We start from the raw sequence: 26496 nt of genomic DNA on the forward strand, positions 1-26496 counted from the left end.
TCGCTTTCTTACCAATTCCAGAATACCGAAGCAGTTGACCATTATTGTTGATTCGGGTATTAAGAGACCTGAATGCTTTAAAACTTCTCATTTTCAGGTTTTACTAAGGTCCCGATAGGCCGTACGTGCTAACACGTATTTTTTACGTGCTCTTTCTTATTTACCTGATAAGTGGTCCTGAAATAACTTGCATACTCAAAGAACCACCATAATAACAACCCTTATATGCTATAGAATTCAATAAGTGAGCTTAGCACAATTATGAAGGGGAAAGAATTTGGAATAATCGTAAGAATGAAGTCTTTGAGAAATTATAGTAATAAATACCACATATCGGCGCATTTCAACATTTATTACTCGTGCTTTTTTCTTCAGGTATTGTTGCCTGATATTCAATTATATTTTGCTAGAAGTTTTAAGGCAGGTGTTTTGAGAAGGCTTCATTTTTCTAATAGTGAATTCTCGCCAAGCTCGAATTGATTACAGCAACAAACAAGTTGAAAAACTAAAGTAAGACCAAATGGAACCACAACTAAAGGCTTTTATTGTTGAAAACGAGGTCTCATATGGAGGCCTGGTTTTTGTTCTGCAAAAGTATTTCCCGGAAATTGATCTGCTCGGTTATACCGAAGATGTTGAGAAGGCCTCGGATCTAATTCAAGCGCTTAAGCCGGATATCGTTTTTCTGGAAATAGAGTTAGAAAGTGGCTGTGGTTTTCAGATAATTAAAAGCCTGTGGAGGCAATGTAATTTCGTGATCATATCTAATGTTGACAAGTATGCCCTTCAAGCGATTACCTATGATGTCACTGCCTACCTGATGAAACCTCTGAAGCTGGATGACCTTTTGTTGGCGGTTAACAAAGCAAAACATAAAGTGAAGCTTTCTCAGGAGAAACAACTTCTGGAAGAGGGAAAAGAAAGCTACGAAGAAGGTGCGAATATTTTAGCACTGCCCTCTATAGACAGGATTGAGCTGATTGAGAAAAAGCATATAGTTTATTTGAAGGCAGAAGGACGATATACCCGATTCTTGTTAAGCTGTGGACTGAGCAAATTGGCTACCAGAAACTTAGGGGAATTTGAAAAACTCCTGGATCCCAAGACGTTTTTTAGAACGCACCATTCTTATATCGTAAACTTTACCCAGGTACAAAACATCAATAAAACGGGTGGAAACTACCTGGAATTGAAGGTGGGAGAATCCATACCTGTTGCCAAAAGAAAACTGAAATCACTTAACAGGTTTTTGAAGATCAAGTAGAAAGAACATCCAGAGTCTAAAATCAGGCCTGCACAGCTACGAATAAGATGTGGTAAAGGTCTACCCCAATAATAACTTCTTTAAATGACCATTTCCAATGAAGTACTTCACAACATTCCTTTTGATTATTGGCATAATTGCCTGCAGCTCCAAGGCTAGTGAAAAGAAAAGCACCTCCGGGATTACCCCTGCAACCCCGATAGCAAATCCGGAATCCCCTAATATCAGTATCCAGGTGGATGGCTTTGGGGAAGGCAAGGTCTACCTGGTCGGTTTCTATGCGGATAATCAGTATGCTGCTGATTCTACACAGATGAATGCCAACGGACATGCCATCTTCCAGAACGATCAACCCTATAAGCCTGGCTTTTACATGGCCTACTTTGCCAATGATAGTACACTGCAGTTGCTGGTGGACGAGGATCAAAGTTTTGGCTTGAAAACCCAGGCCAATAAGTTGGTGGATAGTATGGTAGTGCAGGGAAGCCTGGATAATGAACTGCTCTACGAGAATTTGAAATATGAACTGGGCTATCAGAGAAGTTTCCAACCCATTTCAGACCGCTTAAAAAACATGCAGGAAATTGATCTGAATTATGCCTATTTAAAAAGCCAAAAGGACAAACTCATTCAAGAGCGTCAGGACCACCTGAATGACCTGTTTGCAAAGCATCCGAATTCCTTCTTTACTAAATATAAGAAGGCAGGCCAGAACCCGTTGCTAGCTGATAGCGGTGGTCCGGATGGCACTTCGGATCAGGCCAGAGTTGCCCGGTATCGCTCCAGGTTTTGGGACAAAATGGACTTTAGCGATATTCGATTGTTGTACACACCGGTGGTTACCAATAAACTAAAACGATATATTACCCGGTTAACGCCCCAGCATCCGGATTCTATAAATAAGGCGTCAGACTATTTGATTCAAAAAGCGCTGAATTATCCGGAGTATTTTAAGTTTTTTGCCAATTGGATCGCCCTGAATTACGAGCCTTCCAAGACCACATTTATGGACAAGGAGGCCGTATATGTCCATATGATCCAGAACTATTTCACCCATGAGCGTGCCTTCTGGTCTGATTCAACACTGGTATCTGCATTGCAACAGCGGGCCGGCGAAATGGCTTCCAGTTTGGTAGGGAAAAAAGGTCCTGATGTAGTATCCAGGGATATTAATGGCCAAACCAGGTCTATTTACGATATAAAGTCTCCCTATATCATTGTTTACATGTATAACCCAAGTTGTGAACATTGCATAGAAGAGACCCCCAAATTGATACAGTTTTACCATGAATGGAAAAATAAGGGAGTAGAAGTATTTGGTATAGCCATAGATACCGATGATACTGAATGGCGTGACTATGTGGCCAAAAGTGGTATGCCCTGGACCAATGTTTTTGATCCTACCAACCGCTCCATATACGGAAAATACTATGTAGATATTACCCCTGAGATCTACGTCCTAAACCCGGAACGAACCATTATCGCCAAAAATTTGCAGGTGCATCATCTGGCCGAGGTGATCAATCAGGACAGGATGGAATATCGGTAGAGCTACAGTTAGTTTAAGAGGCCTGGCGGCCCAATAAGCATGGTACCATGTTGATCAATGACCACAGCCATTCCATTTCCCGTTCAAAGGATGTTACCGGTATAGACCTGGATGTTTAAAACCCAAAGCAATGTTGAAACAAGCTTCTAAAGAATCTTCAGAAAATGTGTCAACGGATATTGACCCGGGGCCCAAGCCCTGGTACTCCTGGCTTTTACTAATTGCCATAGTAATATTTGCCATTTATCTGAGATACGAGGACTTTTCTGTTTGGAAAAAAGACAAGGCAAATTTCCAATATGAGGGAGAGTATCAAATGGCCAATTTTGACAGCTATTACTATTTACAGATCGCCAAGGAATTACAACAAGGAACTTATGACTCCCACCAGGAAAAAAGACGTGTCCCTAATGGTGCGCAAAACCCGGTGATTCCTCCCTTACTTCCTCTTTTGGCTGTTACCTTAAGTAGTGTAAGCAATGTCCCTGTGGCAACCGTAGCGATTTTTCTTCCTGTGGTCCTTGCCTCACTTTTAGCTCCGCTGGTATTCATGTTTAGCTTAAAACTTCATTTTAACAGAATCGCGGCTTTGGTCGCGGCTCTGTTTTCAATCCTTTCTCTGACCTATATCATCAGGAGCCGTATCGGAGTATTCGACACAGATTCTTTAAATGTAGTTTTTGTACTGCTAAACAGCTATTTGATCTATCAATTTGCTGAGATAAAGGACAAAAGGAGATACCTCTTCCTCGGTCTGGCGGCTTTGAGCGCTTTTTTGTTTTATATCTGGTGGGACACGGCCAGCAGTGTGGTCGTCATTTCCGCCCTGTTTCCATTGACAGTTGCATTGCTCTTTTTTTATAAGACAAAAAGAACACTATTGAAATATGGTGTCATCCTGCTTCTGTTGTCCGTCAGCGCTTACTTTATAGGGGACCAGATCGTCCTTTTATTCAAATTACTGTTCGATAATATAGATGCCAGGTTTCCGAGGAACATGTCTATTTCTGAATTAGACTCGGTAAGTATTGCTGACTTTATACAAAAGACATCGTCAAACACCTTTCTATTCATATGCATGCTTATTGGGTTGGTAGCTCTGTGCAGAAAGCTAAAGTTAAAGTCGCTTTTTTTTGTTGTTCCGATCCTGATGGCCATTGCCGCTTTTTTGGTCGGTAATCGATTCGTTTCCTTTGCCGCTCCGATTTTAGGGTTGGGTATTGGCTATGGAGTGCAGATGCTCTTCAACCAAAAGAAGTCCATAAAACCGAAAATAGCCACTATCATCGCCATAGGAATAGCGATAATAGGTATTGGAAGTAGTTATAAGACCATTACGGCTGGGCATCAAAAAACTGCAGCCTCTCAAAATATATCGCTATTAAATGCACTTAAACAATACACTCCGAAAGGATGCAATATTTGGACGGATTGGGATCTGGGCTATCAAATACACTACTACCTGAATAGGGGCACTTATGCGGATGGTGGATTTACAGATGGTGAAATTTCGTATTATGCTTCCTTTCCTTTTGCCGTGGATAACCTCACAGTGTCGGCGAACTTCATGCGATTCTATAACGAAAATGGAATAGAGGGAATGAATGTGCTGTACAATTCCCTTTCAGGAGTTGAGAATACGTTCATATTTCTAAGGGAAGTGCTGTCTTTAAAGCCTAAGGAGGCCGAAACATGGTTGATGGAGACACATAAAGAGGGACTCCTTCCGGAAACGGATACCCTAAAAACTCCCCGTCAATGGACCTCATTTTTATTCCCGAAAGCTACTGAGGATATCTATCTGTTCATTCACTATAGAATGACGCAGACCGCCGCCTGGTTTAAGCAGGGAAATTCAGATCTAAAGACGGGCGAAACCAAAGGACTACCGCTTTTTCTGACTTTTAATGCCTTAAGAGAACAGGGTAATGAAATTAAAAACAATCAGGTGAGTTTGAACCGAAACACCGGGGTAATGGACTATTTTAACCAGAAGAGGTACTTTCGCTCCCTTGCCACTTTTACAGGGGATACCATAGAAAGGCAATCTTATGGGTTATCCCGTCGTCTTTCGAACTCCGGAAAGGACAATCGTTTCGTTTTTCAATGGGACAAAAGAACTGGATTTGGTGCAGCCATGTCAGCCGAAATGGCCAACACGACGCTGGTTAAATTGTATCTGTTACAGGAAAAATCACCACATTTCGAAGCTGTTGTCCTGAACAGCCCGGAATACCAAATATGGAAAGTAAAGGGAAATGCCTATGAGATCGAATAAGAAGATTGCCGTGGTTATTCCCTGTTACAGGGTTTCCAGACACATAAAAGAGGTCATTTTATCCATACCTGCTTTTGTGGACCACATTTTGGTTGTGGACGATGCATGCCCGGAATATAGTGGAGCCATCGCGGATGAGATAGGCGAGCAGAGGGTGCGAGTAATATTTCATGAGAAAAACAAGGGTGTTGGCGGAGCTGTTATCAGCGGTTTTTTAAAGGCTGTTGAGTTGGGTTGCGATATTGTGATAAAGATGGATGGCGATGGCCAAATGGATGCCAATCAGATCCCCATACTAATACTTCCCTTGCTGGCTGAGCAGGCGGATTATACCAAAGGAAATAGATTTCACGACTTTACAGCCCTGAAGAGCATGCCAAAAATCAGGCTTTTGGGCAATAGTGTGTTGTCTTTTGTGGTAAAAGCAACCTCCGGCTATTGGAACCTGATGGACCCCACAAACGGCTTTTGTGCCATTTCTTATCCCGCATTATGTGAGCTTAAGCTGGATAAGATCGACAAGGGATATTTTTTCGAGACCGATATGCTTATCCATTTGAACCTAATCAATAAAGTGGTAATGGATGTTCCTATTGCCGCAATTTACGGGAACGAAATCAGCAATCTACGCATAAGGAACGTCCTGTTTAGTTTTGCGATAAAAGCATGGAAAGGACTGCTTAAAAGAATTTTTTATAAATACTATATCTACGATTTCAATATGGCCTCTATCTATTTTCTAATTGCAATTCCGCTACTTGTATTCGGTCTTGCATTTGGAGGATACAGATGGAATATGGGAATCCTGGAGAACTCAGAGAACAATGCGGGTACCATCATGCTGGCGGCCTTGCCGATTATTTTGGGAATTCAATTCTTGTTGCAGGCCATTAATATAGATATTAGCAGTATTCCTAAAAAAAGCGCTGATTCGTATAGGTCAGATCACATAATGAGTTTTGCCAATAAGAAGAGGAGCGAAAAAAGCTTTTCAAGCTAATCACAGCATAGCCACAGGCTATCCCTTAGCGCAAAGAGGTTTCCCTGAAGGTCTTCCAGCATCTCAATATCTATTGCCGTCTGCATGCGTACCTTATCATTCAACATTTCAGTGCCAGGGTAGGTGAGCGTGTACACTCCTTCTTCCTGAGACCATTTGAAATCTGTTTGAACGATCTTTTGGTTATCCTGATATTGGTGATGCCGCCCGAGATAGGCGTCATTAAAGATCCATTCCTGCCGAAGTTTACTATTTTTTTCGTTCTGCTCTTCCTTGCTCCAGATCCCTATTATAGGATCGTTGTTCTCCGGAATCTTTGAACAGTTGCTGGCAGTCCAAAGGCTGATGATGACCAACACGTAAAGGAGCTTTTTCACTGGGTATGGTTTGGTTATCCTGCTACGGAATACCTTAAGTTACCCATGAGTGGCTATAGCTACAAACCCCGTTTCATAAGTGGCTTGTTGTAATTATAAGTGGTTTGATTTTGAATCTTAACTAACTCAATTCAGGGAAGATAACTTGCCAAAGGTGTTGAACAAAAAGCATTGTTATTCCTTAGGAAGCAGTCCTTCTTCGCTATCCTGTGCAAGGGATACCAATCCGCCCAGGGCCCCAAGGTTCATGGAATCCAGTGCTGAACTTGGAACTATTACCATGGACCCCTTTTCTTTTAGACCTTCAAAAAGCATGTTCATTCCTCTGAGATGTAAGGCCACCGGGTTCTTTTTATAGCGCTCACTGGCTTCCGAAAATTTATGTGCTATTTCAGTTTCGGCGGTCCCGAGAATAACCCTTGCCCTGCGCTCGCGCTCTGCCTGGGCCTCTTTACTCATAGCATCTGCCAAAACCTGTGGGATGATGATATCCTTTATTCCAACGGTCTGACAGGTTATTCCCCATGGATTGGTGTTGTGATCCAGGACCTTTTGTAAGTCCAACGCGATCTTTTCCCTTTCCTGAAGAATATCAGCCAATTCATGCTTGCCGATGATATCCCTTAATCCTGTTTGTGCGATGTAAAAAATAGCACGTTCATATTCCTGCACTTCCAAGGCGGCCTTTTCCACGTCCCAGACGGTCCAATAGACCACTGCATCTACATTGACCGGAACCGTATCTTTTGTCAGGGTCTGTTCGGCCTTAAAGTCGGTAACCCTCACCCGCTGGTCTATATACTTGTCTATCTGGTCAATAATCGGGATGATAAAAAATATACCCGGGCCTTTAAGGCTTTTGAATTTTCCCATCCTCAGTACCACCGCCTTTTCCCATTGATCTGCAATATGTATGGAGCGGGATATAAAGAGGGAAACCAATAACAGCAATGCCAGGGACTGTATGTTTATGATGTCCAGATAGTATAGGGCAAAACATATTACTGATGCTGTTAGCATTACCGTTGCGGAAATAGGATTCCACAATTTTTTCCTGACTGCTTTCATATCATTGTTGTTTTTTTAGTTGATCGATTATGTCATCTACAGAAAAGCCATAGCTGTAAGCAATAGAAGAGAATTCACTACATATATCCTTTAGTTTTTCCTCTTTTTCCCTGGCCGATATTTTAACCTTGTTTTCGTTGATAAATGTTCCGGTACCCTGATGGGTCTCCAGAATATTCTGGATTTCGAGTTCCTTGTAAGCTTTGGCAATGGTATTTAGATTGACCTTTAATTCCACAGCCAGAGACCGGACGGTGGGCAGCTGCTCTCCTGTCTTCAGGTTTCCGGAGGCAATCCCAAATTTGATTTGATCAATGATTTGCCTGTAAAATGGGATTCCGGTCTTAGGATCCAATCTAAATTTGATCATTGTACTATTATAACATTGTAATATATGTATAGTACAAATATACAATAAAATTTTAAATGAAAGAATATCAGTTGGATAATTTAGATTTTTCAAGAATGGTACGGTAATTGCAATATTTATGTAAACAAAAACGTTTACAATTAGTAAATAAATTTGTTTACTTTTTTTATATTTACTTAGTTTTATTTTAATAACCGGAAATATGTTGCCTAGATTAAATAAAGTAAAAGGAGTACATCCCGGTGCTCTGCTAAGAAGGGAGTTAGCGCTTAGGAATATTAAGGGTTCTGACTTAGCGGAATCTGTTGATGAACATAAGCAAACAATAAGTGCAATCCTTAATAAGAGGAGGGATATCAATGCTAAACTTTCAATCAAGCTTTCAAAAGTGTTCAAGGTGGAAAAGGATTATTTCATGTTATTGCAAGCAAGCTATGATGTCAAAAAAGCAAATGAAAGCCTTCAGAGGGCTTCTACCAAAATGGAGAGTTTTAGAAGTGTTTTGTTTTGGGATACTGATATTGATAGAATTGATTGGAATAGAAATAGACATTCTATAATAAAGAGAGTTCTGGAAAGGGGAAATCACGCAGAAATAAGCGAACTTATTTCAATCTATGGAAAGAAAACTATTTCTAAAGAGGTCAGCAAAATTAAAGGAAGAACCCTTCCTTCATTACGTAAGAATCTCAAAAAATATGACCTTGTCAATTGATGAATTTGCATTTTAATACTGTTTCGAACCTCCTTATGACTTCCCTTGACAAGTTGATGGAGATCGATGAGTTGGACGAATTTCGGCTCGTTGGAGGTACTTCCCTGAGCTTACAGATGGGGCATAGGGAATCTGTGGATATTGATTTATTTACAGACCAGGAATACGGAACCGTAGATTTCAATAAAATTGACGAAATACTCAGAAAGTCCTTTGTATATGTAGACTCACTTCATTTAGGCGACGTAACTATCGGAAAATCCTATTTTGTTGGAGAAAATCGAGAAAACCTGATCAAATTGGATTTGTTCTGCACAGATAGTTTTGTATTCCCAATAGTTCAACACAATAATCTAAGGATGGCCAGTATGGAAGAGATCGCTGCGATGAAATTAGAAATTATTGGACAGGGAGGACGCAAGAAAGACTTCTGGGATCTACACGAATTGATCGGCCGATATTCTCTAACTGAATTACTGGAATTCTATGTTCGAAGATATCGATATGGTTATACTCAGGATGAAATAAAACAAAAGCTACGTGATTTTAGTCAAGCTGAAGATGACTTGCCTCCAATATGTCACAAAGATAAAAGTTGGGAATTGATTAAATTGGATTTTGAAGACCTTGTATAAATTAAAAAGCAGAAATCCCCCTATCTTATTTATGTTTGGGTTTGAAATGTTTTAGGTTGGTTTACTAAGGATTTCGCCAGATCAGATCCTTCGAAACCTTGAATTTGACAAACCTGGGGTTTTCATAGGATCCCGGGTTTGAAAAGGATGTTTTTCTATCGATAAATTCAACCATCATGTCTAAGAACTCATTTCTTCCCATCACTCACACCTTACTGGGAAGCACTCCAAACTTTTCCTTGAAACTTTTTGTAAAATAAGACATATTGGTGAAGCCAACCGAATAGGCAATTTCCGAGACCGAACCGACCTTTTGTTTCAACATGTTCTTAGCCTTTTTTAATCGGATCTCATTGACCAATTGCCCGGCGCTTTTGTTGGTGAGCGCTTTGAGTTTTCGATGTAATTGTGCCCTGCTAAAACCTACTTTGGAGGCAATATCTTCCACTGAGAGCAACTCATTATCTATATTATCTTTGATAATTTTCACCACTTTTTGCAGAAAAGTATCATCCACAGAACTCAGGTTTAAATCAGATATGGCAACTAAGTCAAGCGACTGCAGATGTTCCCAAACCTTTTTACGTGCATCGATCAGATTTCTGACACGCAGCAATAACTCATCCGCATTGAATGGTTTGGTAATATAGGCATCTGCCCCTTGTGTTAGCCCCGCCATTTTGCTGGATTGTCCTGCCTTGGCAGTCAACATGATAACTGGAATGTGGCTGGTTTTTATGTTGTTCTTTAAGGAACTGCACAATTCGTAGCCGTCTTTTTTGGGCATCATAACATCGCTGATGATCAGATCGGGTATATGCTCAAATGCCATTCTTTCTCCTTGCAGCCCATCATTAGCAGTGAGAACCTTATACCGATCTTCCAAAATCTCTGAAATGTGACTTTGCAGATCCTGGTTGTCTTCCACCAACAGAACCACTTCTTCCTGAATTGGTTGAACCAAGGGTTCGGCAATGGAAACTTCAGTTTCTTTCAAAGGAGGGGTTTCTAAATCTGAAGGTTTAGAAATGTCTTTCTCTATCCTTACGGATTGCGGAAGACCTTCCGGCAGTATAGGAATTCTCAGTTTGAAAGTGGTTCCCCGGCCCTTTTCGCTATGTACACTGATTTGTCCGTTATGCAAATCAACCAGTTCCTTGGTTAGGGCCAGGCCTATACCGGATCCTTTGGTTTCGGTCCCTTCCACACGATAAAACCGATCAAAGATCCGATCGATCTCCCTTTTGTTCATGCCATTGCCGGTATCGCTGATCTCTATTGAGATGTTTTTATCCGTATGCCCAATATTCACACTAACCGCACCCCCTGCCGGAGTATATTTAAAGGCGTTGGAAAGCAGGTTGTTGATTATTTTTTCCAGTTTGTCCTTATCGTAATAGGCCAGCTCAGGTTCACTTGAAAAATGGGTGTTCAAACTGATATTTTGACGCTCCGCAAGGCTTTCGAATGAGAAAATATGTGACCGTAGAAATTGGATCAAACCTCCCTTACTCAGTTTCAGGTACAGATTACCACTTTCAATTTTAGATAGATCCAACAGCTGATCAACCAACATTTGAAGGCGCATGGTATTCTTCTTAATAACGCCAAAGGTCTTGTCGGATAAAACAATGGATTTATCACCCCTGTCATCCGAAGATTTTTTCGCTTGTTGCAGCGGGCCGTTTATCAAAGTCAAAGGGGTTCTAAATTCGTGACTGACATTGGCGAAAAAGCGGGTTTTAACTTCATCCAGATCTTTCATTCTTTGTATTTCTGCGAGAGACCGGGCAGCATTCAAACGTTCAAGTTCATTCTGCTGGTTTATCTTCTGGCTGCGATAAGCAATGCCGAAGGAATAAATGATAATCTGCAGGAACATGCCTGTTCCGTATGGGTCAAGTCTGAAAGGAGGTCTTATTATTCCCATAGACCACAGTGTACCGATGATCAGAAAAATACTGGCAATCAGGGAGCCGATACCAAAGTATCTTGCGAAGAGATCCTTTTTAAGGGACAGGACGATAGATAGTATGAGGCTTCCAAAAGTGTAAAGGTTCAGAAACTGATAATGAATACCGGGTCCTGTAAAATGAATGTTCGGTTTAAAAAAGATCACATAGAGTGTCATCAGAACAATTTCAATCAATACAAAAAAGGCCAACCCCAGAATGAACTTGTCCAGAAGAGGGAACTTACGTTTTGATTCTATAAAAGAGCGGCCAAAGAACCAGAAGGTAAAAAAGATGCCGTTGGCGAAGAACATCCAAAAAGGAAATCGGATGTTTTGTAAAACACCAATTATAAGTCCATTGGCCATCGCCTGGGTAATCACACAGAAAAATAACCACAAAGAGAACCAGAAGAAAATGGATTCTTTTAGATAGATGTATTGTAACAAAAAGAACAGAAAAACAATAAATGTTACTCCGAACAAAAAGGTATTGAAAGAGTTGTGGAATTGATAGATCTGATGGTAATAAGGCTGATCCGGGCTTCGCGCGCTTAAATTAAAGTAGGCCGGATAACCAAAACTGTTTCCTCTGGCTCTAATAATAAGTGTAACGGTTTCCCCAACCGGTAATTCTTGCAGTTTGATGCTGTTTAAGACCCAGCTCCCTTTTGCGGCTCGTTCTTTTTTGGAATACTCTACTCCGGTTTTTTGGTGGAAGATCAGTTTGCTCCCGGCATAGGCATAAACATCAACTTTGCCGTTGCTTTTGGTCCAGGCGGGCGGCCCTATCATTTTATCCTCAAAATGCAGCATCCAGTTTGTCAGCGTGTCCAGGGCCTTTACTCGTAGTTTCCCCCAATAAGTGAGATTGCTATTGAGAAGACGGGGTAACTCATCTCCTCTGCTAAAATGCAGAATACTGTCCCGGAGCAAGTATTCCGCCGAAAGACTGTCTGTGCTATCAGTGTAAACCTGCAGCTGGCTATTCAAATCGTGAACCGGGTATTGCGGGTCAATTTCATAAGTGTCTTGCCCGGATACCAGGTTCACAAAAAACAGGAAAATCGGAATGTAGTGGAGTTTAGCCATCATATTTAGCAAGAAAAAAGATAATGAAATTTCTACAGGGTAGCTACTGTATGCTAAGTTCGATGGTATTGATGGTTTGCACTAACAGCTGTGTATCATGAAATGACACTTTTGTCTCCTCTTGAAAAGTTTGAATCAAATCTACCAGAATCTGCAACCTGACTGTCAATCCACATTGATCCCCAGAGATACCTTTGACTTCATTGAATCAGCACAATCAATTTAGAGTTTAACTAAAAGCATAAACAATGAACAGAAAAACATTTATAACCCAATTAGGAGGAACAGGACTTGCGGCCATACTGCCTGTTGGCGTACATGCCAGCTCAAAAAGATCCATTAAATCATCAATTGATACAAAGGAAAAAGTAGTTCGCGCGAATGAAGGTACAGAGCTGCGAATATTTGGCAATCCGCAATGGCAAAAAGTAGTAGGAGCCGATACGGATAATCAGATCTTCGAATGGATTGATGACCTCAGTCCCGGATCAGGCATACCACCGCATATACATACCAAAGAAGATGAGATCTTCAGGGTACTTAGCGGGCAGGTAGAATTAATGGTCGACAATAAATCTACCATTTTAGGAGAAGGCGATATGGCGTATGCTCCTAAAAATATAGTCCATTCCTGGAAGGTCATAGGAGATCAAAAAGCCAGAATGTGGGTCAGTGCCTTTCCCTCGGGGATGGAACATATGTTTAAGGAATTGAATGATTTGCCACCAGGCAAACCGGATTTCGAAGAGGTGGTCAGAATTTCTAAGACCTACGGGATAAAATTCCTGTAATAGTAAATAAAAATAAATCCAAATATGTTTATCATGAAAAAGAGTAAATATTTAAATGGAATTACGGCTTTAGTGCTTACCGTGTTGATTTTCGGTTGCGAAAGTGATGACAGCGATAACAACCCGGTAGCTGAGGCCTGGGAACTGGAAGTAGAACAGCTCAAATCTGAGACTTTGCAGTTTATGGATTTTAGTGTAGCGGAGAATGAAGGAAGGATAGATGTCTCAGGTTACGTCCCTAATATGGGGCATCACTATTTGAATCCGGCATTAGTTGATGGCACCTTTGAATTGGACAAACCCGAAATCATCCTTTATGTGCCGGACCAAAATGGTGGTATGCAAATGGTAGCTGTCGAATACGCGATCATCCCGGAAAACCCGGATAATCCTGGAAATCCACCTGAAGGATTTACAGGGGATCAGGATGTTTGGCATTTTAACGAAATGGTAGGGCAATGGCAATTGCATGTCTGGACTATACTGGAGAACCCGGATGGAATATTCGCTCCGTTTAACCCTGCCATAGGCGATTAGCCAAAGATTTGTATTAGCTATTTAAACCGAAGCGCTACTGTTTCGGTTTTTTGTATTGGAAAAACATTTTAAAGGATAAGAAAATCAGTATTTTAAGGAAAAGGTGTATCCCAATTGGGAGAGTAGTGTAAAAGTTATTAAGCAAGTGGTAGAAAGAGGTTAAGTAAATACCATAGACTTAGTAGCTAAGTCTTGGAAATATACCAGGAAAGTAAGAATGGGATATTAAGTATTTCGGAGGCATATACTTAATAAGTGAGATACATTCGATAAGCATATGGAATTATCGGTCTTTAAAACCGAAGAGTAGGCCATACTCCATGGAGAGATTCTAAAACTCCAGGTAATTGTTGACTTACTTTGAAGAAAAAGGCCGTCGAATTTTTTACAAAATAGGAACCTTAAGTTATTTATAGAGTATTTTTTTGATTTCCTCTGTAATTTTGATTGTCTTGACGCCATGTAGATTTGACAACAGAACAATTGTATAATTATCATCGGTAAGGTGAGTCAGAATTGCACTAAAGCCATTAATACTTCCCGAATGACGAACCCATTTAGGCCCGCTATGTTTATCTGGGAGGCTGACGAACCATCCATAGGCATAATTGTCCTTTGTTGGTAGTGAAGGGGTAAACATGACATCCATGTATTTTTGGGAGAGCAACTTGTTGGAAAACAATGACAGACTGAACAAAAATAAATCCTCCACTGTCGATACAATATCCCCGGACCCTTTTACTATAGATTGGTCCCAGGGAGGGGCATTTATTACTTCCTTTCCGGTATTTGCATAACCTTCTGCCCTTTGGTCCAGTATGGTTCTAAATTTGGCAACGCTAGTATTGTCCATTCTGGCTATATCAAAAATCTCAGTTTGAAGTATTTCAGCAAACTCTTTTCTTTTAACCTTCTCCAGAATGACTGTAAGTAAATAATATCCCAGATTACTATATTTAAAATTAGTTCCCGGCTCAAACTTCAGTTCCTTATCCTGAAAATAAGCCAACATCATCTCTTGGGAATGGCCCAGACGTTCCAGGTTCCATTCAAAACCAGGAATATCCGGAAAATCAATTATACCAGAAGTGTGTGATAAAAGATGGTGTATGGTGATTTTATCACCAGGTGTTTTCGGATAATCGGGTAAATAATCGGTAATCCTCTTGTTCAAATCCAATAATCCCTCCTCCACAGCTTTAAGAACTGCGAGAGCAGTAAACGGCTTGGTGACAGATCCTATCTGAAATTTTGTGGATATGGTATTTGGAGTTTTCCATTCCATATTCGATTCTCCGAAGGCATTCTGATAAATAATTTTTCCATGCTTGGCAACTAATGCAGCTCCTTGAAAGCTTCTCTTTTCGAATTCGGAGTTTAACAATGAATCTATTTGTTCATATTCTTCGCCTTCAACAATTTGACCTTTGCAAAATATAGATGTTAACGCTAAGAAGAAAACAAAAAGTCTTTTGAACTGGGATTCATACTTTCTCATGATGATCTGATTGTTAAGAAGTAGACTTGTACTTCTTATAGAGAGCTTAAAATTCAAAACGTTACATCATGAAACAATTTATTTTTTTGCGATTCGAAAGGGTGGATTAGTGTTACTTGCGAAAAGATTGTCAAATTCCAGGAATCCATCGCTCCTGGATTACTTGCTCCCTATTGAAATTAAATAGTTTAATCCCTACTTATATTTCACTTTTCATTAAAACGCCTTAAGCCAATACCACGTTTGCCTGAGAAGTCATCCTTTCGTAAAACTGTAATATTATTCACTGAGGTTAGTGATGATAGAGAATCACCACTCTTGAGCAATGAAAGGACATATTAACGATAAACATTTATTGATCCCATTTGTCCATCAACGGTTACCGCACTAGCTTCAATCCTGAGTATGGAACTTTCCGAAAACTTTGGAACCTCAATAATGGCCTCCCCCTCTTCATTGGTTTCCAGATCTGGACTCCAAAACAGTAGATTGGATTTTTCTTTACGTTTTTTTGAAAGCTTCCTGCGGTCTGGTTTAAAATCAACCAAAGGTTCAAATCCTTTAAAACTCATCTGCCCTTTTCTTTTCGAGGAGGACTCCCGATCTTTTCCTGTCCTGGTATGTATACTGATTACTCCTCCGGCAGCTCTCGTTCCGTACATAGATGCTTCGGGTCCGGTTAGCAGTTCAATTCTTTCAATATCTATTGCGGAGACCAGGCCCATAATGCCGTTCAAGGAAGTTCTGACTGGTCCTCCCAGGCTTAAGCCTTGATCCTCTTGTGCCAGTGGAAATCCATCCAATACGAACAAAATGGGTCCGGAAGTAGATAGTAGCCTTACGGATGGGGCAAAATCAAAATTTCCAAAGACCATTACCCCAGGGATCTCAGAGATCATTTGTGCTATAGATCTCGGTCTTTTTGGGTTCTGGTAAGTAATTCTACTTTTAATGACCTCAACGCCATATACGGAGGGGGTATTCTTTCGTTCTTTAGGTTGATCTTTGTTTAATTCCACTTCCTGAAGCTCAATCAATTCATCGGTCTCACCAGTTTCCAATGCAATGTCATCGGTGCTTTTTGATTTAGCGGCTAGCTCAATACTTTCAGCGTATTCCGGTTCTTTCGCATCAGAAGAAGGACCTGATCCTGCTTCTTCTTTCTGCAGGTCTTTTGTGTTAATCAACTTAACACGCCTGGATTTGGATTCTTCGCCACTAGTTCTAAGAATTAAGTTTGCATCGCCATAAAACTGGAGTTCCTCCAGACTTAATAAGCCATCGGCATCAGTCTGAACCTCTTTTAGCCAAATCTCATCTTTGGTCTTAGCCATGATCTGGATTTTGGTGTTACCTAGCAAATTATTGTCCAGATCATACGCATAACCTTTAAGTTCCAATCCCTTTTGAATTTTATGCTTTAAAGTACTTCCTATTTGGTTTTCGCCTGGGGTATTGTTTTCAGGAATTGCTTGGTGTAACTGTATTTCCAAGTCCTTTTGAAAACGTTCTTTTCTGTCTATAGAGCTGTTATCTTCATCTGTTAAACTTCTTCTTACTGCATGATCTTTGGCAAAATCAGTATGGTTCACGCTTACAGCAAGGGATGTTTTTACCGGAGCATTGGATTTGTCAGTCACCTTTATCTTGAAGGTATTGGTATCTGAGCCTGAAGAAACAGGTTCTAAATGGATATTGAGTTTCCTGGTATCGATCCAAATAGGCCTTCTGGCCAATTCCGTTCCAGCCTCGTCCATTAGTTTTAGTGTAAAAATTCCTGAGGGGAAATTCTTTTTTTGAAACTCGAGTTTCAAGGTCTTATTTTCCTTTAGATCCAATTGGCTCTCAAAATAATTTACGCCACCGGATTCCCCTACCAATTTGATATTGGATTTAGCGCTTTCCCGGGCAGCCGCGATCTCAATTTTAACTTTTTCCACATCCAAATTATTTACCTGAAGTAAATAACCCCGAGTTTCTGCATCTGGTATTTTGTGGACGGAACCGTCATCCAGTTGCAAATAGTATTTTCTATCTTTTTTAGGTTTAAGATCAGCAGACGCTATTCCGGGAGAGAAATTTTGTGCAGTTGCCACCTCACGGTTCATATCGTCCAATATTTTACTGGCTTTTGGATAACTCCTGGTATCTGAAGATGGAAGCTGAATGATCAGTTTATTCTTAAACTCGCTCAAGATCGTTCCTCCTTCACTTACAATAGTGATGTTGGATGTATTGTCAGCCTTCAACTCATCAGATGTTGGATAACCCACAAAGATTTCCTGTTGCGCGATTAAATCTTCATCAAAGTTTTGCATCCAACGGGTATAGGCTTTGAGATTATATTTACCGGGATGAATGTCTTTTGGCAGTTCCAAATATCCGTCTACCACCCCATTTATAATCTCATGGAACTGACTTTGAATTATATCTCCCTTGCTGTTTAGTAATTCCACAATCAAAACAGTACTTAGACTGTACCTTTTTTGATCGACACCGGTAAGATGGTAACACTTAAAAAACAGATCCTTTGAGTTACCCAGATAGGGATTTGCGATATGCAGGGTAGTTCTTTCCTTTAAATGTACTAAGGAATCAGATAGAATATTTTGAAAATTATCCATTGATTCTTTTCTGTCGATACTTGAATCAAGGCTTTGTCCTGAAACAACAATAAACAATAGCAAAAAGTTCAAAAGACAGACGCGTTTTAACACTGCGTTGCTTTTCTGGGTTATCGAATGGGTTGGGCCAATACTCATAGATAAGAAGTTTCCTATTTAAAGATAGGACTTTAAAAACTTATCTTAATTCACTTTAACAATCCTTAAAGGAATTTCAGATTCCCCTTAGCAGTGCATGAGCACTATCGGCATCTAAAGAGGAGTATTAACGAGCAGAGAACAGCTACTACAGCTTAAGAGGTTATAGATTCTTCATCGGGAATATTCTCTATACTGTAAAAGATCTTAAGCCCCAGTTTTTTGGCTACTTCAACATCCTGATCCGCACCTTTGGACACCCCTTCAATTCGCAAAACAGCATCGCATTTGGTCAATAATCTATGGGCCACAGGGTACTGGATTTCTGTGAATATTTCGTCACCCACCTCTTTTGAGCCCGCTAATTCAATCAATGGATTAGCCACCCATTCCCCTATCATGGGGATATGCCCTTTTCGGAACAACGGAAGCGCCATGGCTTCTAACTTGTCCATGTTTTTCTTGATTAATTTAGGATCATTCCCCGTGCCGCTACGGTAAGGTCCGGCTATTAATATCATCATGTCCTTTGATTTTCTGTAAAGGACGGAAGAAGATGGCTAATAAAACTTAAGATAGTTTAAGTCGCTTCTTTTTTTCTTTTGAAACTGCTCAAGAACTCCGGGGTGATACCCAGATAAGAAGCCAGATCCTTTTGTGTTATCTTCTCGCTTATCAAAGGATATTTCTCAACAAATCTGGTATATCTTTCTGCTCCGCTAAAGGTAATATTATCCAGGGCCCTTAGTTGTTCCCGGCAGTAAGCGTTTTGCATCAGGATTCTAAAGAACCTCTCAAATTTTGGAATTTCAATAAAAAGGTTTTGCAGCCTATTGTAGTCAAGGGACCAAAGCCTGCTATCTTCCAGGGCCTCGATATTCAGCAAGGCAGGTTTCTGGTTTATAAAACAGTACATATCGGTAATCCACCAATCTGCAATACCGAACATAATGGTAGATTCCTTACCCTCCTGGGTAGGATAAAAGGCCCTTAAACTTCCGGATCGAATGAAATAAATATTCCGACAGCTATTCCCCTGTTCCAGCAGCATTTCTTTTTTGGCTATGGACCTTTCTCTAAGCTGACTGGTGAAATACCTCTTTTCCGCTTCATTTAGCGCAATGTGTTTTTTGATATTTTTTAATATAAGTTCAAAGTCCATCCTCTACCATGAAAATATCTAAGGTAATCATTTAGGTAGGAAAAGTACCTATTGTCCAAAGTCTACCGGGAATGTTTTGATTATTACCCAAAAGGATTTATTGCGATTGTTTGCTGTTAGCTTATTGCAGTCAAAACGGTTAATTTTAGGTTGGGGAGGGGATTGGGAAATCCCCCGGCTTTTGACCAATTAAATTCAGGTCTGTCCTTGAGACCTTGCCTCAACCTATTTGTCTCTCCTCTTTACACGGATTATAAGATATAGGGATTATATGAGAAGTATTGAATGGGTAGGATGATATTGGAATTCCATCTAACTTTAGGGCATGATTCCACAACACATTGCTGAAAGAAAAGGGGCAAGAAGCCTGAAAGATCTGAGTCCGGAAGTGATTGAATATCTTAACGCCGGAAAAATAGAGACTAAAAACCTTATAGAATGGTTGGCAACAGACCAACTTGTTTTGCTAAGAACGGTTTTGGAGTCTGCCAAAAAGTTGGACTGGCACGATTCTTTCGCAGCGGCTGTCAACGCTCAAAAAAAGCCTACCGCTAATAGCAACACCAAAATAATAGGTGAGACCTTCATTCAGCTTACCGACTCCAATTTTGTTAAAATGAATTTGTCAAATCATCCAAGCGATATTGTTCGTTGCTGGAGCTGCTGGGCGGAAAGCTTATTTCAGAATTCAATAGAGAATTTGTTGAAAGCGATGAAACCTTACGCCGCCGATGCCCATTTTGGAGTACGTGAAGTAGTTATTTTTGCTTCCAAAGAACGTCTAATCGTAGATTTAGACAAGGCCATGGCTATCTTATCGGGATGGATTTCTGACGAAGATGAAAATGTTCGGCGCTATGCCGTTGAAGCCTTACGCCCGGTGGGAGTATGGACCAAAAAGATCCTTGAATTTCAGGAAAATCCCGAAAAAGGGTTACACATTCTGGAACCCTTAAGATCGGATTCCTCCAAATATGTTCGGGATTCTGTGGGGAATTGGCTAAACGACGCCAGTAAATCAAAACCGGATTGGGTCCAGGCCGTATGCAGTAGATGGAAAGCAGAATCGGCTACTAAGGAAACGGCATATATTCTCAAAAGAGGGTTGCGGACAATTGAAAAAAATAAGTAGGCAAGAGGGATTGTTTAAGCCCTTACATGCTCTTTGCAGAGAATAGCGCTAAATTTTGAATGGGGAAGGATTCAGGAATCCCACTCATAACAGCATTTGTTATTAAGGCAGATTTTCTAATTCAGCTGGTCAATGAGCGAATATTTAGATAGTTTTTTTCACGAATTCCCGAATGATGTTTCCTTCATAAATAACTCTGGTTCAGCGGCATAAGAGTTTACACATATTTTTGCTACAACGGTTTTTAAACTTGAGGAAAGCTTCAAAAAAGCAAAAACTATCCTCATGAAATACGGGTAACATGAGAAGTTGGTCTAAAAAGTTGTCCTAAATCCCCTGCTGAGATCGTCAATTTTATGAGATGAAATATTGACTGGCCAAGGGGTTGGTCCATAAAGCAGCCCCATTAAAGAAAATCTGAGTGGGCATAAATTCATTTATAGATTAACAGATATAAAATAACTAAACCAATGAAAACCATTGTCACCCTTTTACTGATGGCCGTTGTGGGCATTCAAATCTGCAATTCACAAAGTTTTTTTGAAAAAGTCTCAAATCTAAAATGGAAAGGTGAGGGAGAACTTATGGGAAGTAAGGCATCCTTTAAAATGGACTGGAAGCCTATTCTGGACGGTAAATTCTACCAACTAACATTTCAAAATCAACGCGAAGAATCCAAAGAATATGTTTTCAAGGCCAGGGGCATTTATCGAGTAGGGGAAAGCAATAATGTTAGCGGTAGCTGGTTCGATTCAAGAGGATATTCATTTCCTCTTAAAGGTGAAGTTTCAGAAGACGCACTTATGGTGATCTGGGGTTCACCGGAACTTGAGCAAGGAAAAACCATTTACACGATTAAAGACGGTTCCACCATTTTTGTGGAGGACTATGTTTTAAAAGATGGGGAATTCATAAAATTTGGAAACGCCGAGTACAAACCAAACAATTAGGTTCAGGCATCGCAATGGGGAAGTGGTATACTGCTGGCTTTTTACAGTGAGAAGCCTTAAATTAAAGCGGGGAGGGGAGTAGAACTCCCCAAACTATGTAGGCAAAAACAGTTTTGATGGTCTAACTAAGCCAAGCCCTGCTCAGCAGACGAAGAATTACCTTTTCACCATAGGATCAATCCACCAAAAACCTATCTATTCATCCCCGGTCTTTGGCGTTGGTGGCATGCTATGGTTTATCATCTGACGATAGATCTCTACTTTCCCGTCATCTCTCCTCCTGTATAGAGATAAACCCTTACCTCTTATGAAATTAGGCTTGTCTTCATAGGTCCACGCTACATAGTATTCCCCAAATTTTAAAGCATAATCGCCAAGTTCTACGACTTTGATTGCCCATGTCGCCAAAGAATCCCTTGTAACTAAAGGGTTGTAATGAGCATGGAAATAGTCGGAGATCCTATCTTTTCCAATAAAAGGTGGATCGTAATAGGTCATGTAAATGGCGTCTTCTGAATAAGATTTCAGTTGCTTCGCCGCATCTCCTGTTAAAACAGCCTGATATACGTATTTTCGAACATTTTCAATATCCCTTTCCCATTGCGTTTTGGGTATTAAACGATCCGTATCTAAGGTTGCTATCTCAACAAATTGCAGATTTTCGGCTTCAAAATAATGCGAAGCGCCCCAAATATGGGCTACTATTTTTGGGGTTTTATCATCAATAAGCTTCCAATAAGTAAGGTATTTTCCATTATAATCGAAAATGACGTTGTTAGGTGTTCTATACTTATGCTCAAAAGTGCCCAATTCTATATACAAATGCCCTATTCGTTGCACTTCAAAGGCGTCTTTCGTATAAGAAATGGTTGCGGATTGTTTAAAGAAATCATCATAGTAGCTTGAAATGCGAGGAAGTCCGCTTAATGTCTTATGATATTCAGGCAGGATAAAGCTTTCATTATCGAAAACCTCATCAAGTAAGTCCAAATTCTCTCCCTCAATGGCTGCTGCGAGGGTCTGACTTTGATTTTTAATCAGTACCTCATCAGTTTTTTTAGTTTGTAAAGCAAATGCCTCAGCAACAAAGAACAAAGTCAGTACACTCTTAATAATATGCTTCATTTTCATTGATTATCTTTCTATTTGGTTATGCAATCCAATATGCCGGTAAATCTTAAGGGAGTTGTCTGGCTGTCGCTTCCAAAGTCGGATTCCCTTGCCTTCATTGGTGCCCGAATTTTCTTTGAAGCGCCAATCCACTTCAAATAGGGAATACTCCAATATGTGATCTTCCAAATAAACATATTCGTAAGGCAGGACCTTAATATGGTCAATTTCTACGTCCCCTTTGTGGTAATCCTTTAAGTATGGTTTCAGAACCTCAAGGCCTACTTTGGCTTTATCAGCAAAAGGGTAGAATATGGCATCTTCAGCATACAGATCAATTCGCATTTGAGCATCCCAATTTTTAATTGCTTTTTCCCCATAGGCGGCATAAGCTCTTAGCTCAAGATTGCCGTTATTCGCAGGAACAATACCTTTGTCTACTACCACATATTCCTCCTGTGTTAATTCCCGGTGGTATCCCTGGGCATAAGCATAAAGCTTATAACCCCCTGTGGTTTCCTTCCAGATGCACCAAAACTTTCCATTTTGTTGAAAAGGCTCTTTTAGCCGGGGACTTTTGATCTTTTGGGAGAATAAACCTATCTCTATCTTGTAGCCCGGTAGCTCAATGACCTCTTCTATCAAGGGGTTTAACGCCACAATCTTATATTCATCAAACACTTTTTCGTAGTAAGCCAATATCTGCTCATGCCCCTTCAGTGTCTTTTGATATTCCAGCATAAATATCCCATTAGGATGGATGTAGTTTCTTAAATCGTCTTCATTTTGGTTTTTAAGGGCATCAAAAAAAACCTTGCGTTCCCTGTCCGTATTGAACCCTTGCCTTATTCTGTTGAAAGTACCTTCATAAAAAAGCCCGGTAGGTCTGTGGTTATTATCATATTGTATTGACCGCATATTATAGCTGTCTTTTGAGATCCAGCTGTAATGGTATATGCGATACGTATTGTTGGGTTCACCCTCGAACCGTATCTTAAGGGACAAATCCCCTTTTTCATCAAAAGTTCCCTGACCCACTCCCGCTCTTATGGTTCCAAAACTGGACAAATGAGAGACCTCCTTTGTATTGGGGTTGTACGACCAAAATATATGACCGTTTGGTTCCGGTCCATCAATGATCGATAGTAAACTGTTTTGCGTGTTCAGCTGCCTGGAAACAGTATGGTGGTTAGCTATTCTGATGGTATCTGTCTTATCTCCCCAATTTTGAATCCACCTATCGTCTTTTAGCGTCCACTCTCCCATAAATCTTGTGAAAGGGTTTTTAGAGATTTCTATGGAATCCATGAGTTGCTCGTGGGAAGGCTTTCCATTTAGTTCAAATTCTATAGCCGTTCTTTGCGCCAAAGCAACACCAAAGGACCAAAAACAAAAGATGAGTGTTAATGTCTTCATTCTTGATAGGGTTGAATGATTTCGTGAATAGTGGCCCAACCTGTCGGACTTTCGTCTGAACGCTCAAGTATCAATAACGTCCGTCCCCTGAAAACGAAGGGTTCATCCCCGTTTTTTGGAATTAGTCTTAAGGCAAAAAGCATCTGTTTAATTACCAGGTCGTTTTTATAGATGAATTTTTCCGTGACTTTTTCATCCAGGAATTCCAGATCAAAGCTTTCCATAGTAGACTTTAAGCCGCTTAATACTTCTTCCCGACCTATTTGCAGATTGTTATACGCCAAAGCCTTGGTCACCTCAGGATGGTGGTATAATTTGATGGTCTCTAAATCTGCATTTTTAAATGCTTCCCTTACCGCCATCCCGGTCTCCGTAATTTGTCTTGAAACCTCTTCTTCTGTTGGCTTGTTGCTGGAACAACAGTAGAGTAAAAGTGTCAAGGGAATCGTTAAGATTGTTACATTCCGCCAGTATAATTTCATAGGCTTTTGTTTATTTTGACCAAAGGAAATGAAGTTCCGGGCCATGCGGAAATGTTATTGCCAAATGGAGCTGCCTGGTTGACAAGTTGAATGGTTTTCCGGATATCAGACAAAAAAAGCGGGTTTAAGATCTCGTATTGTATTTCGTCATTTATTCGGTACACCTTGTCAATTCGATAGGCCCCAACTGTCAGGTCTCACCCGTTTTTTGACTAATTTTGTTCGAATGGTTCTCTCTAAAACATTGAAATCCATAATCGCATTTATTAGCAGGTACAAATTGTATCATCTGGCATTTTGGTCTTTGTACCACTACTTCTGGTGGGCACTCATGAGTGGTAGCGCGGTTGAGGCGGTGCAGAATATCTTCTTTTCAGCATATTCTACAAAGTTTATTTTCTATGTGGTAATGCAGGCATTAGGGGTTTATTTTAATCTGTATTTCTTAATCCCGCGGTTTTTACAGAAAGGGAACTATTTGGTTTACATCCCGATGTTATTACTGACAGTGCTTACTACTTCAGCCGGGATTATTGGGGGTTATTATGTCAATGCTGCCGTGGTGGGCCTCCCTTTTGAAGAGCTTTTTAAGATAGCACCTACAGAGTTCTTTACTTTATTCAAAAGCAACGCGCTACCATCAACCCTGGCAAGTATGACCCTGGCCATGAGTATTAAACTGACCAAGAACTGGATGGCCTCTGAAAAGCGCAGAAATACCATTGAAAAGGAAAAACTGCAAACCGAACTTAAATTTTTGCGTTCCCAGTTCAATCCTCATTTCTTGTTCAATACCATTAATTCCATTTTTGTGCTGATACATAAGGACCAGGATAAAGCCTCAAACTCTTTGGCAAAATTCTCTGAATTGCTTCGATATCAATTGTATCAATGCAACGAACCTTTTATTCCTCTGGAACAGGAATTGGATTATCTAGTCAATTTTATTGAACTGGAAAAGCTAAGGCAAGAGTCGGAGCTTTTGGAATTAAATGTTGATCTGGACAAAACAACTTCCCTCACTTTGGAAATCGCCCCTTTTCTAATGATACCTTTTGTGGAAAACGCTTTTAAGCATGTTTCGTATCATAAAAACGCTAAAAATTGGATTGATATCCAGTTACGACTAGAACAAAGCAACTTACAGCTAATGGTCTCTAATAGTAGGAATCCCCTTGTAGTTGAAAAGGAAAATGGAGTTAATGGGATAGGTTTGGCCAATGTAAAGCGCAGGCTGGAGTTACTGTATCCGAACGCCCATAAGCTGGAGATCATTAAGGATAATCTGCAACACGCCATAAAACTAGATCTTAAACTACAACAGCTTGAAGTTGTAAAATCTCAAATAGCCTGACAGAATGATACGATGTGCTGTAATAGATGATGAACCCCTGGCTCGGGAATGTTTGGTGAATTACATCCAAAAAATTGATTTTTTGGATTTGGTAGGTGAAGGGCCAGACCCTACTGCCTTGTTGAATATTGCAAATAGGCAAACGCTGGACCTTGTATTCCTCGATATACAAATGCCGATCATGACCGGAATTGAGTATTTAAAGTCAACCAAAGTGAGGCCAATGGTAATCCTGACCACTGCGTATCCCAGCTATGCACTTCAAGGATTTGAATTGGACGTCCTGGATTATATGGTCAAGCCCATAACCATGGAACGATTCCTAAAAGGTGCCAACAAGGCGAAGGACTATCTTTTGCTTGCTAAGGGTGACAATAATGCCAATAAGAGCGGCGCTCCTCCGGAATATTTTTTTGTGAAGTGCGAAAGTGTATATGAAAAGATATTCTTTGATGAAGTGGAATATGTGCAGGCACTGCAAAATTATGTGGTCATATACACTTCAGGCAGCAAGTACGTAACGCTTATGTCTATGAAGCGCATAGAGTCGCTTTTAGGAGCTTCGCAATTTATTAGGGTCCACAAGTCCTATCTGGTTGCATTGGACAAAATACAAAGTGTAGAGAATACGCGATTGCATTTAACTTCAGCGACCATTCCCCTAAGTCGAAATTATAAGATTAATGTCTTTGAACACGTTCTGAACAAATCGTTTTTAAAGAAGTAGATCTCTTACACCTGGGATGAATTCCAGGTGAAACAAATGCTGTATTCATGTATAAATTTTGTGGTTGATCTGATCTTTACCTGATTGTCCGCTATAAGACCAGTTTCTATTGGCTCATCTAAACCGGTTTACCTTTGGCCAATTCTTGGGCTGAATACCTAAAGCAGTTTACTAGCACTAAAACTGTTGGTTTTTTACAGAGAGGAGGCCTAAATTGATATTGAGGAGGGGATTGGTAATCCCCATTTTAAAAGCAAAACCAGAACTTGGCCAATT

Annotated in this window: 23 protein-coding genes; 12 read left to right on the forward strand and 11 right to left on the reverse strand. The window is 40.3% G+C overall.

Going from position 1 to position 26496, the window contains the following annotated elements; genetic code table 11:
* The first annotated feature begins 520 nt into the window (after positions 1-520).
* The 4 genes from GTQ38_RS03875 to GTQ38_RS03890 all read left to right on the forward strand — a co-directional run bounded on the left by GTQ38_RS03875 (position 521) and on the right by GTQ38_RS03890 (position 6091).
* Positions 521-1264 (forward strand): LytR/AlgR family response regulator transcription factor, encoded by a 744-nt coding sequence (locus GTQ38_RS03875; protein WP_161434173.1) that lies wholly within the window; start codon positions 521-523, stop codon positions 1262-1264.
* Between the two features lie 97 nt (positions 1265-1361).
* The gene (locus tag GTQ38_RS03880) at positions 1362-2813 is read left to right on the forward strand and encodes a TlpA family protein disulfide reductase (protein ID WP_238857787.1); all 1452 of its coding nucleotides are present in this window, start codon (positions 1362-1364) and stop codon (positions 2811-2813) included.
* A gap of 130 nt (positions 2814-2943) precedes the next feature.
* The gene (locus GTQ38_RS03885; protein WP_161434174.1) at positions 2944-5091 is read left to right on the forward strand and encodes an STT3 domain-containing protein; all 2148 of its coding nucleotides are present in this window, start codon (positions 2944-2946) and stop codon (positions 5089-5091) included.
* Positions 5078-6091, forward strand: coding sequence for a glycosyltransferase family 2 protein (locus GTQ38_RS03890; protein ID WP_238857788.1), 1014 nt, complete (start codon positions 5078-5080; stop codon positions 6089-6091). The genes GTQ38_RS03885 and GTQ38_RS03890 overlap by 14 nt, the downstream gene beginning before the upstream one ends.
* Here the strand turns inward: GTQ38_RS03890 and GTQ38_RS03895 are convergent.
* The 3 genes from GTQ38_RS03895 to GTQ38_RS03905 form a co-directional block, all read right to left on the reverse strand.
* Positions 6088-6468, reverse strand: a complete 381-nt coding sequence (locus tag GTQ38_RS03895; RefSeq protein WP_161434176.1) for a hypothetical protein — start codon at positions 6466-6468, stop codon at positions 6088-6090. The two genes, GTQ38_RS03890 and GTQ38_RS03895, sit on opposite strands and share 4 nt — an antisense overlap.
* Positions 6469-6642: 174 nt before the next feature.
* Positions 6643-7536, reverse strand: coding sequence for a slipin family protein (locus GTQ38_RS03900; RefSeq protein ID WP_161434177.1), 894 nt, complete (start codon positions 7534-7536; stop codon positions 6643-6645).
* Position 7537: 1 nt separating this feature from the next.
* Complete coding sequence (locus tag GTQ38_RS03905; RefSeq protein WP_161434178.1) at positions 7538-7906, reverse strand: GntR family transcriptional regulator; 369 nt, start codon at positions 7904-7906, stop codon at positions 7538-7540.
* 202 nt (positions 7907-8108) lie between these two features.
* On the opposite strand from GTQ38_RS03905, the gene GTQ38_RS03910 reads away from it, so the two are divergent.
* Together GTQ38_RS03910 and GTQ38_RS03915 are read left to right on the forward strand one after the other, a co-directional pair.
* Positions 8109-8621, forward strand: coding sequence for a HigA family addiction module antitoxin (locus GTQ38_RS03910; protein ID WP_161434179.1), 513 nt, complete (start codon positions 8109-8111; stop codon positions 8619-8621).
* A 35-nt stretch (positions 8622-8656) separates the two neighbouring features.
* A complete protein-coding gene (locus tag GTQ38_RS03915; protein ID WP_238857789.1) occupies positions 8657-9256 on the forward strand; it encodes a nucleotidyl transferase AbiEii/AbiGii toxin family protein in 600 nt (199 codons plus the stop codon).
* A gap of 205 nt (positions 9257-9461) precedes the next feature.
* On the opposite strand, the gene GTQ38_RS03920 is transcribed toward GTQ38_RS03915, so the two are convergent.
* Positions 9462-12302: a hybrid sensor histidine kinase/response regulator transcription factor gene (locus GTQ38_RS03920; protein ID WP_161434181.1), complete on the reverse strand. Its 2841-nt coding sequence runs from the start codon at positions 12300-12302 to the stop codon at positions 9462-9464.
* 245 nt (positions 12303-12547) lie between these two features.
* Here GTQ38_RS03920 and GTQ38_RS03925 point away from each other — a divergent pair, with 245 nt between their 5' ends.
* On the forward strand, positions 12548-13090 hold the full coding sequence (locus tag GTQ38_RS03925; RefSeq protein ID WP_161434182.1) for a cupin domain-containing protein: 543 nt from the start codon (positions 12548-12550) through the stop codon (positions 13088-13090).
* A 33-nt stretch (positions 13091-13123) separates the two neighbouring features.
* Entirely contained in the window at positions 13124-13627 is a 504-nt protein-coding gene (locus tag GTQ38_RS03930) for a hypothetical protein (protein WP_238857790.1), read from the forward strand.
* Positions 13628-14033: 406 nt separating this feature from the next.
* On the opposite strand, the gene GTQ38_RS03935 is transcribed toward GTQ38_RS03930, so the two are convergent.
* The 4 genes from GTQ38_RS03935 to GTQ38_RS03950 all read right to left on the reverse strand — a co-directional run bounded on the left by GTQ38_RS03935 (position 14034) and on the right by GTQ38_RS03950 (position 19049).
* Positions 14034-15125 carry a serine hydrolase domain-containing protein gene (locus GTQ38_RS03935; protein ID WP_161434183.1) on the reverse strand — a complete coding sequence of 364 codons (1092 nt, stop codon included), beginning with the start codon at positions 15123-15125 and terminating at the stop codon, positions 14034-14036.
* Between the two features lie 338 nt (positions 15126-15463).
* The gene (locus GTQ38_RS03940) at positions 15464-17749 is read right to left on the reverse strand and encodes a TonB-dependent receptor (protein WP_161434184.1); all 2286 of its coding nucleotides are present in this window, start codon (positions 17747-17749) and stop codon (positions 15464-15466) included.
* Between the two features lie 293 nt (positions 17750-18042).
* Positions 18043-18411, reverse strand: a complete 369-nt coding sequence (locus GTQ38_RS03945) for a TIR domain-containing protein (protein WP_161434185.1) — start codon at positions 18409-18411, stop codon at positions 18043-18045.
* A gap of 56 nt (positions 18412-18467) precedes the next feature.
* Positions 18468-19049, reverse strand: a complete 582-nt coding sequence (locus tag GTQ38_RS03950) for a Crp/Fnr family transcriptional regulator (protein ID WP_161434186.1) — start codon at positions 19047-19049, stop codon at positions 18468-18470.
* Between the two features lie 325 nt (positions 19050-19374).
* Here GTQ38_RS03950 and GTQ38_RS03955 point away from each other — a divergent pair, with 325 nt between their 5' ends.
* Entirely contained in the window at positions 19375-20181 is an 807-nt protein-coding gene (locus GTQ38_RS03955; RefSeq protein WP_161434187.1) for a DNA alkylation repair protein, read from the forward strand.
* A gap of 470 nt (positions 20182-20651) precedes the next feature.
* Positions 20652-21131: a hypothetical protein gene (locus tag GTQ38_RS03960; RefSeq protein WP_161434188.1), complete on the forward strand. Its 480-nt coding sequence runs from the start codon at positions 20652-20654 to the stop codon at positions 21129-21131.
* 195 nt (positions 21132-21326) lie between these two features.
* Here GTQ38_RS03960 and GTQ38_RS03965 read toward each other — a convergent pair whose 3' ends face one another.
* The 3 genes from GTQ38_RS03965 to GTQ38_RS03975 are packed head-to-tail and all read right to left on the reverse strand — an operon-like array spanning position 21327 to position 24139.
* On the reverse strand, positions 21327-22256 hold the full coding sequence (locus GTQ38_RS03965; protein WP_161434189.1) for a YybH family protein: 930 nt from the start codon (positions 22254-22256) through the stop codon (positions 21327-21329).
* Positions 22257-22265: 9 nt separating this feature from the next.
* Positions 22266-23657, reverse strand: a complete 1392-nt coding sequence (locus GTQ38_RS03970; protein WP_161434190.1) for a Cif family virulence factor — start codon at positions 23655-23657, stop codon at positions 22266-22268.
* Complete coding sequence (locus GTQ38_RS03975) at positions 23654-24139, reverse strand: nuclear transport factor 2 family protein (protein ID WP_161434191.1); 486 nt, start codon at positions 24137-24139, stop codon at positions 23654-23656. The genes GTQ38_RS03970 and GTQ38_RS03975 overlap by 4 nt, the downstream gene beginning before the upstream one ends.
* A gap of 226 nt (positions 24140-24365) precedes the next feature.
* On the opposite strand from GTQ38_RS03975, the gene GTQ38_RS03980 reads away from it, so the two are divergent.
* A complete protein-coding gene (locus tag GTQ38_RS03980) occupies positions 24366-25493 on the forward strand; it encodes a sensor histidine kinase (RefSeq protein WP_161434192.1) in 1128 nt (375 codons plus the stop codon).
* 4 nt (positions 25494-25497) lie between these two features.
* Entirely contained in the window at positions 25498-26220 is a 723-nt protein-coding gene (locus tag GTQ38_RS03985) for a LytR/AlgR family response regulator transcription factor (protein ID WP_161434193.1), read from the forward strand.
* Positions 26221-26496 lie beyond the last annotated feature (276 nt).

The organism is Poritiphilus flavus (assembly GCF_009901585.1).
Lineage (GTDB): Bacteria > Bacteroidota > Bacteroidia > Flavobacteriales > Flavobacteriaceae > Poritiphilus > Poritiphilus flavus.